The 16,555-nt window shown below is 39.7% G+C and carries 15 protein-coding genes and 1 tRNA gene; 9 read left to right on the forward strand and 7 right to left on the reverse strand.

Annotated features, from left to right (window positions below):
• From P8O16_RS07620 to P8O16_RS07645, 6 genes are all read left to right on the forward strand, one after another.
• A partial coding sequence (locus tag P8O16_RS07620; RefSeq protein ID WP_300312810.1) for a DUF4402 domain-containing protein occupies positions 1-540 on the forward strand: 540 nt, incomplete at its 5' end.
• Between the two features lie 186 nt (positions 541-726).
• Positions 727-1,284, forward strand: a complete 558-nt coding sequence (locus tag P8O16_RS07625) for a DUF4402 domain-containing protein (RefSeq protein WP_300312812.1) — start codon at positions 727-729, stop codon at positions 1,282-1,284.
• A gap of 185 nt (positions 1,285-1,469) precedes the next feature.
• Positions 1,470-2,027: a hypothetical protein gene (locus P8O16_RS07630; protein ID WP_300312815.1), complete on the forward strand. Its 558-nt coding sequence runs from the start codon at positions 1,470-1,472 to the stop codon at positions 2,025-2,027.
• Between the two features lie 259 nt (positions 2,028-2,286).
• The gene (locus P8O16_RS07635) at positions 2,287-3,105 is read left to right on the forward strand and encodes a hypothetical protein (RefSeq protein ID WP_300312818.1); all 819 of its coding nucleotides are present in this window, start codon (positions 2,287-2,289) and stop codon (positions 3,103-3,105) included.
• Between the two features lie 52 nt (positions 3,106-3,157).
• Positions 3,158-5,815, forward strand: a complete 2,658-nt coding sequence (locus P8O16_RS07640; RefSeq protein WP_300312821.1) for a hypothetical protein — start codon at positions 3,158-3,160, stop codon at positions 5,813-5,815.
• A complete protein-coding gene (locus P8O16_RS07645; protein ID WP_300312823.1) occupies positions 5,812-6,027 on the forward strand; it encodes a hypothetical protein in 216 nt (71 codons plus the stop codon). The genes P8O16_RS07640 and P8O16_RS07645 overlap by 4 nt, the downstream gene beginning before the upstream one ends.
• Before the next feature lie 384 nt (positions 6,028-6,411).
• On the opposite strand, the gene P8O16_RS07650 is transcribed toward P8O16_RS07645, so the two are convergent.
• From P8O16_RS07650 to P8O16_RS07670, 5 genes are all read right to left on the reverse strand, one after another.
• Positions 6,412-7,422: a toprim domain-containing protein gene (locus P8O16_RS07650; RefSeq protein WP_300312826.1), complete on the reverse strand. Its 1,011-nt coding sequence runs from the start codon at positions 7,420-7,422 to the stop codon at positions 6,412-6,414.
• Positions 7,423-7,620: 198 nt separating this feature from the next.
• Positions 7,621-8,643, reverse strand: a complete 1,023-nt coding sequence (locus tag P8O16_RS07655) for an AAA family ATPase (protein ID WP_300312829.1) — start codon at positions 8,641-8,643, stop codon at positions 7,621-7,623.
• Between the two features lie 107 nt (positions 8,644-8,750).
• A complete protein-coding gene (locus tag P8O16_RS07660) occupies positions 8,751-9,032 on the reverse strand; it encodes a helix-turn-helix domain-containing protein (RefSeq protein WP_300312834.1) in 282 nt (93 codons plus the stop codon).
• Between the two features lie 86 nt (positions 9,033-9,118).
• On the reverse strand, positions 9,119-9,955 hold the full coding sequence (locus P8O16_RS07665; RefSeq protein ID WP_300312837.1) for a hypothetical protein: 837 nt from the start codon (positions 9,953-9,955) through the stop codon (positions 9,119-9,121).
• Positions 9,956-9,967: 12 nt separating this feature from the next.
• Positions 9,968-11,284: a site-specific integrase gene (locus P8O16_RS07670; RefSeq protein ID WP_300312840.1), complete on the reverse strand. Its 1,317-nt coding sequence runs from the start codon at positions 11,282-11,284 to the stop codon at positions 9,968-9,970.
• Positions 11,285-11,846: 562 nt separating this feature from the next.
• Here P8O16_RS07670 and P8O16_RS07675 point away from each other — a divergent pair.
• Positions 11,847-11,920, forward strand: a tRNA-Pro gene (locus tag P8O16_RS07675).
• A gap of 225 nt (positions 11,921-12,145) precedes the next feature.
• On the opposite strand, the gene P8O16_RS07680 is transcribed toward P8O16_RS07675, so the two are convergent.
• The gene (locus tag P8O16_RS07680) at positions 12,146-12,664 is read right to left on the reverse strand and encodes a hypothetical protein (protein ID WP_300312843.1); all 519 of its coding nucleotides are present in this window, start codon (positions 12,662-12,664) and stop codon (positions 12,146-12,148) included.
• A gap of 257 nt (positions 12,665-12,921) precedes the next feature.
• On the opposite strand from P8O16_RS07680, the gene P8O16_RS07685 reads away from it, so the two are divergent.
• Positions 12,922-14,343, forward strand: coding sequence for a sodium:alanine symporter family protein (locus P8O16_RS07685; RefSeq protein WP_300312846.1), 1,422 nt, complete (start codon positions 12,922-12,924; stop codon positions 14,341-14,343).
• Between the two features lie 14 nt (positions 14,344-14,357).
• On the opposite strand, the gene P8O16_RS07690 is transcribed toward P8O16_RS07685, so the two are convergent.
• Positions 14,358-15,452, reverse strand: a complete 1,095-nt coding sequence (locus P8O16_RS07690; protein WP_300312849.1) for an AI-2E family transporter — start codon at positions 15,450-15,452, stop codon at positions 14,358-14,360.
• A 217-nt stretch (positions 15,453-15,669) separates the two neighbouring features.
• Between P8O16_RS07690 and P8O16_RS07695 the strand changes: the two genes are divergently transcribed.
• Positions 15,670-16,515 carry an alpha/beta hydrolase family protein gene (locus P8O16_RS07695; RefSeq protein ID WP_300312851.1) on the forward strand — a complete coding sequence of 282 codons (846 nt, stop codon included), beginning with the start codon at positions 15,670-15,672 and terminating at the stop codon, positions 16,513-16,515.
• Positions 16,516-16,555 lie beyond the last annotated feature (40 nt).

The raw sequence follows: 16,555 nt of genomic DNA on the forward strand, positions 1-16,555 counted from the left end.
ACCGGATTCCCTCCATTTACAGAAAAGGGAATAGTATTCTTCGTTGCTTACGTTTTTCATCCTGCAACATTATACAGTCAGGAGGCCTTTAGCAATATGGGGTTGATCGGATGGATACACTTAAACTTCGGTACAATAGTAGTAGGACAGACGAAGACCATCCTCGCAGACAATACTGTTGAAGTATCATCTGGTTCAAAAATTGGAACTACTAACCGGGGTAGATTTAGTTTGGAAGCCCAAGTTGGATCTAATGTGACTCTTACATTCGTTTTACCAGAGAACCTAACCACAACCGAAGGAGCTCTACTCCCTATTGAATTTGATTGGGCAGGTGCATCTGAAGGGCCTATTGCTTATGAAGATGGTGATGGTGCTCTTTATAAAATTATTCCTGGTACTTCTTATCAAATTCTTGGTTTTAACTCTGGTTCCGAAATGCCCACATCTAATGTTTTAGTAGGGGGTCGAGTAAATGCGACTGGCGTTACACCCGGTACTTATTCAGGGACTATTACATTGAGCGCTATTTACAACTAAAACCAATTTAAAAAGTACCGATGGAAGAAATTCGTTCTGTCGGTATTTTTTGGATTTAGCTACTTCAATTTATTTTCCGCTCATGTGTGGACTTTTGTGCCAATCATGAATCTCCGGGATGGATTGATTGAAAAAACAGAGAAAGTAAAAAAAACAGTTTTATAATTAATTCAAACAAATCAAACCATGAAAAAAACAGTTAAAATTTTAATCGCTGCGGTATTCGCATTAGGCTTTGTATCCTTGGCCAAGGCACAATCTGCCTCGATTTCTGCCAATGCCACTGTGATCAGTGAGCTCTCAGTTACTAAAGGTAAAGACCTTAACTTCGGTACCATAGTGGTGGGACAGACCAAGTCTATCGATGCGTATGACAATATTTCTGTATCCGATGGACCTGAGCTTGGGAGCGCTACTGCAGGTACATTCACTGTAAATGCTCAAAAAGGCTCCAATGTGAAAGTCTCTTTCATTTTGCCAACTAATCTAACAAGCTCAACAAGTAATTTACTTCCTATTTCTTTTAATTATGGTGATACACAAGTTGCTGCTGTGATGGATGATGAAGGTAATTATACAGAATTTTATCCTACGTCTGATTTTCAAATCAATGGTTTTAATCAGAGCGTCGTTGACCCATTAGCCTCTTCCGTTAAATTTTATATCGGAGGTCAGGTAGATGCTACCGGTGTTACTGCTGGCACATATACAGGGACTATTACGCTAAGTGCTACATACAACTAAAACCAATTCAAAAGTACCGATGGAAGAAATTCGTTCTGTCGGTATTTTTTAGGTTTAGCTACTTCAATTTATTTTCCGCTCATGGGTGGACTTTTGTGCCAATCATGAATCTCCGGGATGGACTGATTGAAAAAACAGAGAAAGCAAAAAAAATAGTTTTATAATTAATTCAAACAAATCAAACCATGAAAAAAACAGTTAAAATTCTAATCGCTGCGGTATTCGCAGTAGCCTTCGGATCCTTGGCCAACGCACAATCTGCCTCTATTTCTGCCAATGCCACCGTGATCAGTGAGATTTCAGTGACGACTCAGGCAAACCTTGAATTTGGTACCGTAGTGGTAGGACAGACTAAATCTATCGATGGGCTGGGCTCCATTGATGTATCCTCGGGGCCTACGCTTGGCAGTTCACAACTTGGTAGGTTTTTAATAGAGGCCCAGAAAGGCTCAAATGTGCAGCTTACATTCGCTTTGCCAACCAACTTGAGTACTACCGGAGGAGCCTTACTCCCTATTTCTTTTGGTCCCGGTGTGTCAGCTAAGTCTGCAATTGTGGAGCTTAGACCAGGATATCAAACCGAATTTACTCCTAGTGTTCCTTATCAAATCAGTGGTTTTTTAAATTCTGCTGAGCCAACGGATAGATATATTCAGGTTAGTATAGGCGGTAAGGTAGATGCTACTTCCGCTACTGCTGGTTCTTATACTGGGATTATCACGTTGAGCGCTATTTACAACTAAAACCAAATCGAGAAATAGCGATGGAAAAGTTTATTTCATTGCTACTTTTTTATGTTTATCAACCTTGAAATCGAGCATGACTCAGAACGTCACACACTGGGATGATTAAGTGCTGCGAGATTCCTCCCGATGGTTATCGGGATGACAGTTAAAAAACAAATTATAATCACATGAAATCGAGCATGACTAAAAAGTCACACACTGGGATGATTAAATGCTGCGAGATTCCATATGGCCATTAAGAAGAAATTATAATCATATGAAAATTATACTCTTGTCTTTCGCACTTGCTTTAATAGGTTGGTCCGCCTCAGCTCAGGTATCCCTGGCACCCACGACCGTATTTGCTGATGCCAATGGATTCGGTACCATGTACGTCTCCAATGGATCAGAAAAGGCGCAAGAAGTCAACATCAGTTTTCTATTTGGCTATCCTGGCAATGACCCGGAGGGAAATATGGTAATGGTGTATGATGATTCTCTCCGAGCAGCGCAATCCGGATTGGGAGATCGAATTCGTACCTTTCCGAGGTCTTTTATTCTTGCACCAGGAGAGCAGCAGACGGTACGCTTCCAGATCCGTCCAGATCGAAGCAAGCCTGCAGGTACTTATTTTACCCGTGTTAAGGTCTTTTCTAGCGAACAGACCGCAGCAGTGGAAGATCAATCTACTGAAGGTATCAGTGCCCAAGTTAGCTTTAAGTTGGAACAGATTATTTCGGCTTTTTACCAGTACGGAGAGACGAGCACTGGGTTGAATTTCAGTAAGTTGGAGGCTGGCAAAAAAGAGAATTCCATTGTAATTTACTCGGAATTTGCCGTTCTGGGCAATTCCCCTTACTTGGGAAGTCTTCAGGCGATCGTACGCTCAGCAGATGGAAAAGAGGTTGGTAGACAAGAGCAAACTCTGGCATTATACTACGGTGGAATAAGAACCTATAGTATACCCATTCCGGAAGATTTAGCATCAGGCACTTATGAGGTAGAACTCACTTTCCAAACATCGAGAGCTGATATTTCGACTTCCGATTTGGTTATTGCCGAGCCGATCATTAAAAAGCTGACTTTTAGTTTTTGATCTTTTGTTCTTTCAAAATACAATACCAAAATAGTTAAACGAGGAGGGCCAAGTGCATCTATCGAAGGTCCGTGCTTTGCGGTTTATCTCTGTTCTAGTTCCCTTACTTTTGTTTTTGGCTATACCTCATCGCGGCTACAGTCAGCGGCAGCCGGATGAGGAGGCTTTTCTGACATTTTCTCATCCCTCAATCGGGCAGTATTACGTTGGTGTACTGTTTTTTGGGGATGTCGCTTACCTTCCACTTGGAGAGATCCTCAGCTTGACGGAGATCCCATCCGCACCATCTACAAATATGTTTGGGCTGCAGGGATTCTACCCGAGTCCAAAGGAAACATGGAAAATAGATCCCGTGGCTGGAATGATCACACTTCAGGATAAGTCAGAGATACTCCCAGCGGATGACTACTACTTGGGAGAGCAGGAGCTGTATCTCCATCCAAGCTATTTCATCAAAATTTTTGGGTTGGATTTTTTGGTAAATGCTTCCAATTTATCGATGACGATGAAGTCTGCCTATGCACTGCCCATCGAAGAAAAAAAGAAACGGGAAATTCTTCGAAAACAAATCCGATCCAAGGGAGGTGGGCGGGAAGAGGTGGTCATGCGCTACCCATCGGAGCGGAAAATGCTGGGTGTGGGGGTTTTGGATTATAATCTAAACGTTGATAACTCTTCTGCAAGAACCAGTCTGGCGCTTCAAATGAGAGCTGGAGCAGAGATTTTAGGGGGTGACTTTCAAGTCAATCTAAACAGTACCAAGAATGCTGAAAATCTGAGCACAAGTTTATCAGGGATGAGATGGCGGTATGTGTTACCAGGGGGATTAACCCCTGAAAAAAATGTCTTGCTTAGCAGTATTACCTTAGGTCAGATCAGCACCTCAAGCCAGACTTCCAGTGCCTCACTGACGGGTTTTGCGATCAGTAATAACCCATTAATCCCCCGTCGGGAATTGGACGTATTTGTAGTGGATGGCTATACTGAAAAGGATTCAGAGGTAGAACTGCTGATCGGCGGCCAATTGGTGGATTTCATACGTGCTGATGAAGTGGGCTATTACCGCTTCAATGCACCTGTGACCTATGGCACCGTCCGACTTACCCTGAGAATCTACACTCCTCAAGGCGAAATCCTCATCCAGGAGCGACAGCTACAGATTCCATTTTCCTTTCTTCCAAAAGGATTCGTGTCGTATAATATTCAAGGCGGAAGCCTGATGAATGCCCCTGATAGCCTGGCTTCAGATCTGTTAGGTCATGTTGGTTTATCCGTGGGTGTAAGTAATGCAATCACGGTCCGAGCTGGCATAGACTATAGGGATTATTTAGAATCCGATAAGACGGCAACCTCTTTTGGTATGTCCACAAGACTTTTTCAGCAGTACTTATTGGATGTGGATTACTTACCCTCACAATACTACCGAGTCACTGCAAGTGTGTTCTATGCAAATAATATTACTATCAGCGCCAAGACAACAGATTATTTTGACCAGCCAGAGGAATCAGGTAGAGATACTAGGCCCCTTCGAGATGCTAATTTGAATATTTTTGTCCCCTTCAAGTTGTTTGGAAAGTTTTCGGGAATCCGCCTTGGAGGAGAAAATTTATGGTTGCCAAACAGCTATAAAGGTAATTTGCAGGCGGATTACAATGCCCAATTCGGCCGAGTGGCAGCTAGGTTCAATTATCGTGCGCAGTTGTTGGGTTCACAGGGCACAGATAATTTAGCCCCAGAGTTTGCCCCAGGGACACTGACCAGTTCCGTGACTTATTCCCTTCCCAGAAGTCCGAGTTTGCCAGTTTTTATAAAGGGGATGTTTTTGCGTGCGCAGGCGGGGTACAATACCGAAACTTCTCAGCTGTCCACGATCAATGTTCAGATTTCGCAGACACTTTTAAAGAAAGGGAGATTCTCTCTCACGTATGATCGAAATATATTAAATAAGAGTGGCGCGATCCAGGTAGGATTTTTATATGATTTTAATTTTATACGTTCTGCTTCTCAGTTCTCTGGACGTAAAGGAGATTACTCTTTGAGTCAAAGCTTAAGTGGTTCGTTGGCCATGGATAACCAGTCAGGCAAATTATTGCCATCAAATAGAGATCAGGTGACTCGATCGGGGGTTTCGGTTCGGATGTTTGTAGATCAGAACGAAAATGGTGCCTTTGATGAGGGCGAAGAAGTCATCCCTGCTAAGTCAGTTCGTCTGGACAAGTCTGCTAATATGCTTTTGGGATCAGATGGGATTCTGAGGATTACCCAACTTCAGAGCTATTGGACCTATAGACTGGAAGTGGACATAAATTCTCTTCCAGATCCTACTTTGTCCCCCAAGGAGAAAGTATTTGGATTTATGGCAGATCCCAATCGGTTTAAATCCATCGATATTCCACTCTACCGAACAGGGATGATAGAAGGAAGCATTTTAAGGGAAACCCCCGAGGGGATACAAGGAGTAGGAGGATTACGAATTAGCTTGCAGCGGATCGGAGATGCAGAACCTCTGGAGACGATTCGAACATTCTCTGATGGAGGCTATTATGCTTTTGGGTTGTTACCGGGGAAATATATCCTTGAAGTAGATCCAACGCAACTGGAGTTTATGAAGGTAAGTGCAACACCCGCCAAGTTGGAGTTTGAAATAGAAGCCCTTGCAGAAGGAGATTATTTAGAAAAGTTAGATTTTATGTTAAAACCTAAGGAGTGAGAAACTCTGTAAGGCTTCAGGACTATGATGGTTTTTTAATGAGAAAAATCGGGAGAGTTGAGTTGGTTGAAAATGGTAAACTTACACCATGGAATGGCAAAAAAAGTGAACTTATAAAGCATACAGCTTTTGCTTCAAGTCTGCCTATACCTGAATACAATTCTCATGTAACTTTTTTAAAAGGAGAAAAACCCTTTTTTATGTCTGCCTGACATCAAAATTCCTCTTGAAGAGCCGTTGAAGCAATTCCCAGTTTCCTAGGGTATTGACAAGACTCCTAAGTTTTGGCTGGATGATAAAAACTCGTAATAATCAATTTCAATTGTAACGGCTCCTACTTTAGGGGATAAGGCAAAACTACTTTTCCCGATTGGCTTTGGGTAAGGGCTGCTAAATTATATTCTGCTGAGTACTTTAAATGGCTTTTAAAACCAGTATAGTTATTCAATTATTTTTGGGTGATTGTTAATCAGTTTTATTCGTTTACTGTCTATTGAATTAAAACCTCCTGACTACGTTCATATATTAGTTCCACTCCATAATTTTTAGAGGTTAGATATATCCTAATATAGACGCAACCTTGAGAATTATCAGATTTAAGCTCCATCCATTAAAAAGGCATTCACATCTTCAAAATCTTTGTAAAAGCATCTTTGATCAGAAACATTTATTTGATTGTTCCATATTTTAGCTGATTCTGAGACATTTATTTTCAAGTTAGTGATTATCATTGCTATTTTATTTTTGCTCCTCCTTAAGCGCACCAAATCCCAAGCTGTAGACAATCTTTTTTCACGACAATAACGAAATAGTTTAGCAACTTTAATAAAATCGCTGGTACACTTCTCACCAGCAGAATCATTATCCAAATAGAGGTCAACAGATTTTCCTTCTGTTAGAATATCCAACATTAAGCGGAATGAGAGATTAGCGGTACTGTTCAAAATAATGGCTTTGAAATCCGTGGCTCCGGAAAGCTTCAGGTAACTGAGAAAGTCAAACCAGCCCTCAAAAATCTTTGTTTTTCCTGGTTTCCCCAGAACCTGGATTGATATGCCTCCTCCCAAAATATTTCCTTTGAAAATGGAAGATCTAAGCACCCATCCGCCAGACTTGTTGGGAAAACCAACAGCGAAGTATCGCTTGCCTCTATTTCGCCAATGCACCTCCTTGGCAAACTGGGAGATTTCATCCGGTTCTAAGCCCCTTTTCCGAATATAATTTACCAAAGCATCATGGGAGATTTCTAACACTTTTTCAACCACGATCCTTGGGGTGATCTCTGATTTTTGCCTCGGAATAAAACTTCTTACCGGAAGCGAACCAGAAAGCCGCTTTACAGATTGGAAAAATGTCCTGTTCTCAAATACCTGTACCGCCTCTAGTATATCCCCTCCCTTTCCGGCAGCATGATCATACCAAACATTGGTCTTATCGTCAACAGCGATCGAACCCGTACGCTGATCCAGAAACCCAAAGAAATGTTCTTTTCCCTGGACTCCTTCATATTTAAGATACCCAGAACCAACCAGATTTTGGAAATATTCTAAAATCGAATAATCCTTCTTGATTCGCTCTGCTTGTTCTTTTATTTTTGAATAGTTCAAAATATTTACGTTTTTATATATATACATCTATACATAAATCAATAATTATTTTCCTTTAAAGGTCCTTTTGACTTTTTCTCTTTTGCTGTAGTTTTTCCGGAGGACATCAAAAAGGAAAAGAAGGGGGTAAGAGGATTTTGAATTCGTACGATTCGCACGCCTCGTACCCCTCGTACTGTTCGAATAGTTCGAGGTAGCTTATTCGTCTACCTCAATTTGCTTCAACCACTTTCGAACTGCTCCTTCGGAAACGCCAAGCTCTTGAGCTATTTTCACATTGGATTGACCTTCCTTTTTTAACTCAAATGCTTTAGTTTTCATTTGAGACCTATCCGCTGGATTCAATTGTTTCAAATGGTCCGACTCTTTCCCGCATTCCAAGAATTTAAAGGAGCTGAAGTTTGTCTCCTTCCCAATTCTGCAGACCAGCACGTTCTCGGATGGAAATTGAAAAGCCCCATACCGCACTTTGATCTGCTTCAGATATTTGACAGAAGGATCTTTTTGGCTTTCTCCCACAGCAAAACAAGAATCGATTAAGTTGATGAAGCTTTTGCTTCCCTGGATATCATTTCTACTAATCGGAGCGAACAGATTCCGTTTAGGGGTATGGGCAATTAATAGGATTGACCATCCATACATTTTCTTCAGATTGTTCAGCCTGATCAAAAACGGTGTGGTATTTCTGGCTTTTTCATTATCAGAAATGACACAGGACAAATTGTCGATAACCAAAATTTTTGCTCCTGATTTAGACGTTTGACTTTCAATCTCTTTAAATAAAAAGGTCTCGTATTCTTCGATGGATTCGTCGAACCCAAAGGGATTGATTTCTGCTCTCAAAAAAAGCTCACTGAATTCAAAATGATCAAATAAAACATCCTTGCCCTTGTCATATTGAGCGTATCTCATTTCAAATTGCTTTGCTGTCAATTCCAGGTCAAAATAGATCACCTTGGAAGCTTTGAGCTCCATTTCCAATCCAAGGGTTGGAATTCCTTTGGATACACTATCAATGATTTGAACAGCCAATAGAGACTTTCCCTGGTTGGTATCCGCGAAGAGAATACAAAGCTCTTCTTCATACCAAAATGGTCCAAATATCTTCTTCGGAATTGGTTTACTTTGGGCTTCATTGATCCATTCATTAGCTGATTTGATGATTAAAAAATCACCGGAATGAGGATCATTGGACTTTATATATTGATTTGTTGAGGTCATATTTCTGCATGTAAGAGTTTGATTAAGAATGCAGAAACAGTATCTTTAAGTCGTCAAACAGGATACTGAATCCACAAAACAATTGAGCGAATTCGAAAGGATTCGCTTTATTTTTTTCTGGGGTTCCGCTGACGGCCAGCATTGAGGACTTCCGATTTCTTAAAATAGACGCTGCTGTTTATCATGTGTTCCTTTAAGAATCCCTCCTTTCTCCAATTATTAATTGTGGTACGGGATCTACCGAGAAGCTTCATCACTTCGGGGATTTTGATGAATTCATCCTCCGGTGTTGATGGGTTGGAAACCTTGGATAATCTGTTGATGATAGCTTCTGCTATTTCATTGATGAGTTGCCCTTTGTCGATGGGACTTAAGATTACATTGTTCATGATCGGTTGAATTTTTGTTCTGGCCGAATCTGCTAAAAAATGGGTTTGGATAGTTAGTGGGATACTATCCAAAAAAGTAATTGGGGTTACAAATTTGATCTTTCTTGGATAAAATCGTCAATTGAGACCGCTTTTTCCCTTAGTCCTGCGTTGTTGAAAATCTCTTTCACTTTAAACAGTTGTTCTTTTCGCTTCGGACTTAGGTTACTAGAATCAGCAATCTCTGGTGAGATTTTTGAAAAATAATCGCGGATCCCCCTGTCTGTTCCACCCACAACATTTGATACCACCTTATCAAATGCTCCACTTTTAATACTGTGATCGTTATGGAGCAGCCTTTGCTTAAGGTCGTTGAGAACTCCCAATTCTCCAAGCATCAATTCAATGGCGAGAAGCGAAACCGTTTTATCATATTCTGCTACTTCAATTTGCTCTTCCTGGTAATCATTACCTTTCCTTAAATTGGAATAAAACGTCTCTGCACCCTCGAAGTCATTGAGCTCTAGATCTAGGAACACCTTGTGATTTTCCGGTTTCTGGATTGGATCTATAAAATTGAAAAATCGCTTTGTCTCACGTAAATTTTTTCTGGCTTTCCCTCCTATAACAATGAAAGTCATAAGTGATCCTGCCAAGACAAAAATCCCAAATGCATATTTCAAAACGGATGGGTGAACCATGATGATGAAAAAGACAGCTGCAAAAAGTGTAAGAGCTATGAGATATCCTAGGCTCTGCAGCAGGTATCCCTTTCTTTTATGGAAGGCGGAGAAATCGGCAAAAAACATTTTATTCTGATCAAAAATCTGCCAACCTAATCTGTAGGCTAAAATTCTATCCTCTTCAGAGAGTTCATCAAAATACCAGAATGATTCTTTTGCTTTGTATTGACCAAGTGAAAGGTTTGCGCCAAATTGCTTCATACTTAGATTGGTTTAGTCCCACGCCAGGCTCATCGCATCTCTTTTTCTGTCTTCATCTACCTCAACGTATCGTTTAAAACTTTTATAGTCTGAGTGTCCGGTAATCTTCATTACCACTTCAGCTGGAATTCCTTTACCCAGGGATAGTGTAACAAATGTTTTTCTACCGGTATGTGCACTTATGAGATCATGTTTAGGATAAATTTTGGAATCCCTAACCGCTCCCCTATACCTCACAATCTCGACTGGATCTTTAATTTCTGCTAATTCGCATAGTTCTTTGACGTATTTATTAAACTTCTGGTTTGAGATCATTGGCAGCGGCAAGATTCTTTCCTCATACTTTTCCAATATTTCTCGGGATATCCGTGTAAGTGGAACTACAGACGGCTCTTTAGTTTTTGTGATGGTAAGCCTAATTTCATTTTGCTTGATATGTTCTCTCTTAAGCTGAAGTAAATCTGAAAACCTGTAACCAGTAACGCAGCTAAAAAGAAAAATATCTTTCACTTGACTTAATCTTGGATTTGAACTCACATCAAATGCATACAATAAATCAAATTCCTTTTGGGTAAGTGCGATTACTTCAAGTCTGTCTTTTTTAACGGAATATTCCTTATACCCCTCATGGATCTTTATACCTCTTCTTCTTGCATATCCCAGAAAGGTCTTAAGAGTGCTAATCTGCTTTGCTATAGAGATGTTATTTAAAGATTTAACAGAACCCGTAGTTGGGTGTACTTCCTTCCATTCAACCAGAAAATTTTGAAACTTCAACATAAACGAATAGTCCATATTTTCGAAGCGTAAATTAGTCCTCGATTTTTCCTGAAAGTTTTTGAGATGTTTTTTCAAGGATTTATAGACTACCAAACTACCCTTAACCCTAGTTAATCCATTTTCTTCGATGTATTGATCAATGAAATCATAAACCAACTCAGTTGGCTCAGATTTTTTTATTCTAGGTTGTTTGGATTCCTTTATTTTGGACATCAACATTTCCAGATCATAAGGCTGGTTTTTTGCCCGGAATGCTTCTTCGATTTGCCTGACTTTATTTCTGATCTCGATCAATTCATCTTGATGTTGGAGGAGATTGCTTTTTGTAGGTATGGCGGAACCAAATTTCTTTTCCAGCTGTGTTTTTTGTTTTGCTGTCATATCCACGATTTCTTGCTTTTCAGCAGACCACAGATCAGGTATTAATCTTATTCCAGTTGAAATCAGTTTCCTTTGTCCTCCCAAGTGAACGACCATCATCAAGGGTTGCTCACCTTTCTTATTTTCCAAATCGTGTCTTAATAAAAATCTTATAGTAGCTTCCATCATTGATTCAAGTAGATGAGAAAGATACTAAATGAAATTATCAGTAGCGAATTCAGTAGCGAAAAAGTCATGCAAAAGTGGTCAAACCTTGACAAAAACAACTTATCGACATGAACAAAAGGCTTAAATTGATCGAATAGAGATGTTTTTGGTCAATCATGTAAAAAAGGTTCGAATCCCCCACTCTCTGCAAAACAGGCCTCCAAAGCCTTCAAAGGACGTTTTTCTTCGGAAGACGTCCTTTTTTTTGAGCTCCTCAGATCAACATTTTTTAGAAGTGCATTTTTCGAACTCTTTTGAGCATTCTTATTTATACTTGAGAAATCCCATAAACTATGAAGGTCATCGGGTATTTTTTCAAAAAAATTGGCTACTCAAGATTTCTATTCAGAAAACTTTTTTCTCCCCAAACTTACATAAGTAATTGATTTATAATTTTTTAAATTAAATAAAGCTTGGATTTATTTTTATTTTTTTAAAAATGTTTCAAGATTTTAAAATCTTGAATTGATCTACAGACAATTTTATTTATGTTTGCACTCCCTTAAGGGGAAAAGATACCGTTCGGGGTGTAGCGTAGCCCGGTATCGCGCCTCGTTTGGGACGAGGAGGTCGTAGGTTCGAATCCTGCCACCCCGACTTTAAAACTCTTAGATTAATTTCTAAGAGTTTTTTTATTTTAAACCTAAAAGAGGTCGTAGGTTCTCCCGATGGTGATCGGGACTGCCACCCCGACTTAAAACTCTTAGATTAATTTCTAAGAGTTTTTTTATTTCAAAACCATCAGAACTAGAATATCCTACCAACCTATTCCACTTCCAATCTTATATTTTAACAATCCTAAAACTGGATTTCAACCAAAGTTTATTTTTCAGGTTTCCATCCATCAAAAAGCCAAGAATCATCAATTTTATCATCATCTAGATCTAATACCTTTTCCCAAAAAACAAGTGATAATCCAGATTCTTTAGAAAAATAGATTTCCATATCGCGAACCTCTTCATATTTTGGAAAGTCCCAACGTCTTCCCTCCCACTCCCCCAACAAAAACTCATCTTCTTCTTCAGCTCGCAGATAAAGGGATCTTTTATTGTCAGCTCCCATTATTTCAGTTAAGCCGTTGATTAAGACCTCAAGTCTACTCCATTGAGAAATATCAAATTCCGGAGCTTTAAAACCGAAATTCTTTTGTGAGCAAAATGCGGATCTGATGACTTCAACTTCGGTGAAAATTCCAGCTACAGGGTTATCAAATTCCTTGATGTAAAAAAATGTTGGAATATTGCTTTTGCTCGCTATGATCTTATCAGGCAAATATTCTGAGGAAGGAAATTCACTAAAAGAAAACGCCAAAAACTTCTCAATACGATCTTTATAATTCATAGTCCGGAAAATTTAAATTAAGAATTAGTTGAATTTAAGCATTCTTAAATATGAAACTGAAATCTTACTCCATTTTTCCAACCATCTTTAACCAGATTGAAGACCCTATGCCTTTGTTTTTTTGAGTTTGAACTTAGGGCAGTTGAGCCGTTTGTATGATTGTATTAAGTTTTCTGCCTTATTTTTCTTTTCTTTCCAGCTAAATCGATTCAAGACATTTGAATTATCTCTTACCTAAGTAAGGAAATTAAACCAACATGAAAGAAATAATTGAGGCGATCAACGCCGTAATTTGGAGTGATGCATTGATTTTTTTATGCCTGGCAGCAGGTGTTTATTTTTCTATAGCCACTCGATTTTTGCAAGTAACATATCTGAAGGAAATGGTCACCCTTCTTTTCAAAGGAGAATCTTCTGAGAAAGGGGTTTCTTCTTTTCAGGCTTTTGCAATAGCGATTTCCGGAAGAGTAGGAACAGGTAATATTGCCGGGGTAGCTACAGCCATCGCGATGGGAGGTCCTGGCGCTATTTTCTGGATGTGGGTAATCGCTTTTTTAGGAGCATCATCTGCATTTGTCGAAGCCACTTTAGGACAGATTTATAAGGAAGTAAACAATGGCCAATATCGAGGTGGTCCAGCTTATTACATAGAAAAAGGTCTTGGAGTGAAGTGGTATGCAATTGTATTTGCATTCGCTACGATTCTAGCAACAGCCCTATTTATGCCTGGTGTACAAAGCAACAGCATTGCCCTGAGCGCAGAAAATGCCTTTGGAATACCGGTAATCTATACTGCAACCATCATTACTGGCCTGCTCGCATTGATCATTTTGGGTGGAGTAAAGCGAATCAGCAAAGTGGCCGAAGTGGTGATCCCAATTATGGCAGCAGCATATATTTCTATGGCAGTGATCATTATTGCCATGAATATCGCAGAAGTCCCATCAATTTTTGCTTTAATTATCAAATCCGCATTCAATTTAGAGGCTGCATTTAGCGGAGTATTCGGAATGGCTATTGCATGGGGCGTCAAGAGAGGGATTTATTCCAATGAGGCAGGTCAGGGAACGGCCCCACATGCTGCTGCAGCGGCTGAGGTTTCTCATCCGGTTAAGCAAGGTTTAGTGCAATCTTTCTCTGTTTACATTGACACACTATTTGTTTGTACCGCAACAGCTTTGATGATCCTCTTTACTGGACAATACAATGTGTTAAATCCAGAAGGAGGGTTTATCGTAGAGAACTTACCTGGAGTTGCATTTGGACCAGAATACACCCAATATGCCGTAGCAACACAATTCCCCGCTTTGGGAAAAGGGTTTATCGCGATCTCCCTACTCTTTTTTGCCTTCACCACCATTATGGCCTACTACTATATCGCTGAGACCAACTTGAGTTACCTCACCAGACATATGTCTTCCAAATGGAGTTTACCGGCGCTAAGAATTTTAATTCTAGGAGCTACTTTTTATGGTTCAATAAAAACTGCTGAAGTTGCTTGGATGATGGGAGATATTGGTGTCGGCTTGATGGCTTGGCTCAATGTCATCGCAATACTATTGCTTCGGAAACCTGCTTTTAAAGCCCTTGCAGATTATAAAAAACAGCGAAAAGCTGGGAAGGATCCTGTATTTAAATCAAAAGAAGTTGGAATCGAAAACGCTGACTTTTGGAAATAAAGAAAAAGAGCAACTTAAGAGTTGCTCTTTTTCTTTGCAATTTTTCTCCTAAAAGCCTTCCAATAATTCTCATTCTTCTCCGAGATAGGGACATCATCACCAAGCAAATATGCAAAGGCTGACATGTCTGAGGACTTCTCTAGACTAATCTTCAAAACACCAACTAAGGGGATAAATAAAATCATTCCAGATATTCCCCATAGCCACCCTCCCATCAATATTGCAAGCAAAACTGCTAAAGCATTAACCTTTACCTGAGAGCCAACTACCAAGGGAGTAATAATATTATTTTCCAGCAATTGAATGCCCCACAAGACTCCAATTGAGATGATCGGATACGTAATTGAGTCAGTGGTTAGGAAAATATAAAGCACCGCAAAAAACGAACTGATAAATACTCCGACATAGGGTATCAAATTCATAATGGCTATGAACGCAGCAAATAAAATAAAGTATTCCACTCCGATAAGAAAGAAAAACAAACCTGAGAGTATAGACACGATAAATGTGACTTTAAGCATACCAGAAAGATAGTTTTGAATCACCCTCCCAGAATCAGTGGCCCAAGTCAAGACGGCATCATTGCTATCTGCGTAAAGTTTAAGAATAAATTCTGCGAAAAAGTCTTTGTAGTAAATCAACAAAAAAGTGTAGAGCGGAATTATTCCAGCTAAAGTCAAGGATTTCCCTGTTTGAAAAATAGTAGTATTGATGTTTTCAATATCCAAAAGATTGGATAAGCTTAAACTCTCAAGATCAATTGCATCTGTCCCAATCAGTTGGTTTAGTTCTGTAATTGAGATTTTAAGCTTTTCTTCTAAGGTATTTTGAATTTGTGGAATTTCATCTAAAAGTCCTATAACCTGATTAACTAAAAGGTAGAAGATCCCAACGGCGACCATCGTGACTAACAAAATGCTGATTGCAATTGCTATACCTCTCGGAATCCGTTTTACCTCAAACCAATTGGCAATCGGGTTAAGCGCAAAAGCAAAGAAAGATCCCCAAACCAATGGCACAATTAGAAAGGCTCCTTCCTTCAAGAGGATTGCTCCAAAAACGATTGTGATCAAGAAATAGGCTATTTTTTGAATTCGTGAACTTTCCATGAATTTTGATTAAAATGAAAACTCCTCCCAGCTAAGTCCATCTGACTGGAAGATACGCCATATGCTCTCAAAAACCCATAATTATGTCTATTTTAGAGTTTAATAATAACCCAAACACATCCCTGGAAATAAGCTAATTGCAAGAAATTGAGCCTGTTTCAGCTCCGTATGGTTTCCAGCCAATTAAAAATATCCCAAAACCTCATTACAATAATTCATGCGAAAATTACTTCTACTACTCTTTTTTATCCCTTCTCTAAACTTTGCCCAGGCAAAAGTAGATACCATTCAAGTCTATAGTCCCTCTATGAAGAAAAGCCTGAAAGTAGCGGTGACTTTTCCAACTAGCTATCAACAGGGTGAAAAGCGATATCCAACATTATATTTATTGCATGGTGGAACAGGATCTTTTTCAGATTGGCTGACCAAAGTGACCGAGCCCGGATTAGTCAATCGAATGGCAGAAGAATACGACATGATTATTGTCAATCCTGGAGTAGGTCCGACAAGCTATTATTTCGATAGCCCCCTACTCGATTCTGTACAATACGAAACCTACATTACCGCTGAATTAATCCCGGAAATTGACAAAAAATACAGAACATTGGATCAGAAGGAATCGAGGGCGATCACTGGTTTGTCCATGGGAGGTCATGGGGCGATCACCCTTAGCGCAAAGCATCCGGAGTTATTCGCTGTAGCGGGAAGCATGAGTGGAGTGATGAATATAGACACCAGAATGTGGGAAGTCGGCGATGCATTAAAAAACATGAGAACCGAAAACCAAAAACAAATGCTTGGGGACATTGATTATGAATTCCCTTTTTCCACTTATACAGCGGTAGGGCTTGTCGATCAAATAAAGGCCAACGGCATTCCATTGATCATCGATTGTGGAACAGAGGACTTTTTAATTTCCACCAATCGTCAAATGCATCAGCTTTTGCTGGCAAACAAAACGCCACATGAATACACTGAGCGACCAGGGGCACATACTTGGCAGTATTGGACTGACGCACTACCTGTCCACATGCATTTCATCAACAAGCATCTCAAACGATAAAAGAACCCAAAAAATTTTCTTCACCTTTTGATCTTAAATT

The organism is Algoriphagus sp. (assembly GCF_029254265.1).
GTDB lineage: Bacteria > Bacteroidota > Bacteroidia > Cytophagales > Cyclobacteriaceae > Algoriphagus.

Bases quoted from the DNA above. Each gene is read 5' to 3' on its own strand.
- P8O16_RS07625 (WP_300312812.1), top strand. From the start codon at position 727: ATGAAAAAAACAGTTAAAATTTTAATCGCTGCGGTATTCGCATTAGGC.
- P8O16_RS07630 (WP_300312815.1), top strand. From the start codon at position 1,470: ATGAAAAAAACAGTTAAAATTCTAATCGCTGCGGTATTCGCAGTAGCC.
- P8O16_RS07635 (WP_300312818.1), top strand. From the start codon at position 2,287: ATGAAAATTATACTCTTGTCTTTCGCACTTGCTTTAATAGGTTGGTCC.
- P8O16_RS07655 (WP_300312829.1), bottom strand. From the start codon at position 8,643: ATGACCTCAACAAATCAATATATAAAGTCCAATGATCCTCATTCCGGT.
- P8O16_RS07660 (WP_300312834.1), bottom strand. From the start codon at position 9,032: ATGAACAATGTAATCTTAAGTCCCATCGACAAAGGGCAACTCATCAAT.
- P8O16_RS07665 (WP_300312837.1), bottom strand. From the start codon at position 9,955: ATGAAGCAATTTGGCGCAAACCTTTCACTTGGTCAATACAAAGCAAAA.
- P8O16_RS07670 (WP_300312840.1), bottom strand. From the start codon at position 11,284: ATGATGGAAGCTACTATAAGATTTTTATTAAGACACGATTTGGAAAAT.
- P8O16_RS07680 (WP_300312843.1), bottom strand. From the start codon at position 12,664: ATGAATTATAAAGATCGTATTGAGAAGTTTTTGGCGTTTTCTTTTAGT.
- P8O16_RS07685 (WP_300312846.1), top strand. From the start codon at position 12,922: ATGAAAGAAATAATTGAGGCGATCAACGCCGTAATTTGGAGTGATGCA.
- P8O16_RS07690 (WP_300312849.1), bottom strand. From the start codon at position 15,452: ATGGAAAGTTCACGAATTCAAAAAATAGCCTATTTCTTGATCACAATC.
- P8O16_RS07695 (WP_300312851.1), top strand. From the start codon at position 15,670: ATGCGAAAATTACTTCTACTACTCTTTTTTATCCCTTCTCTAAACTTT.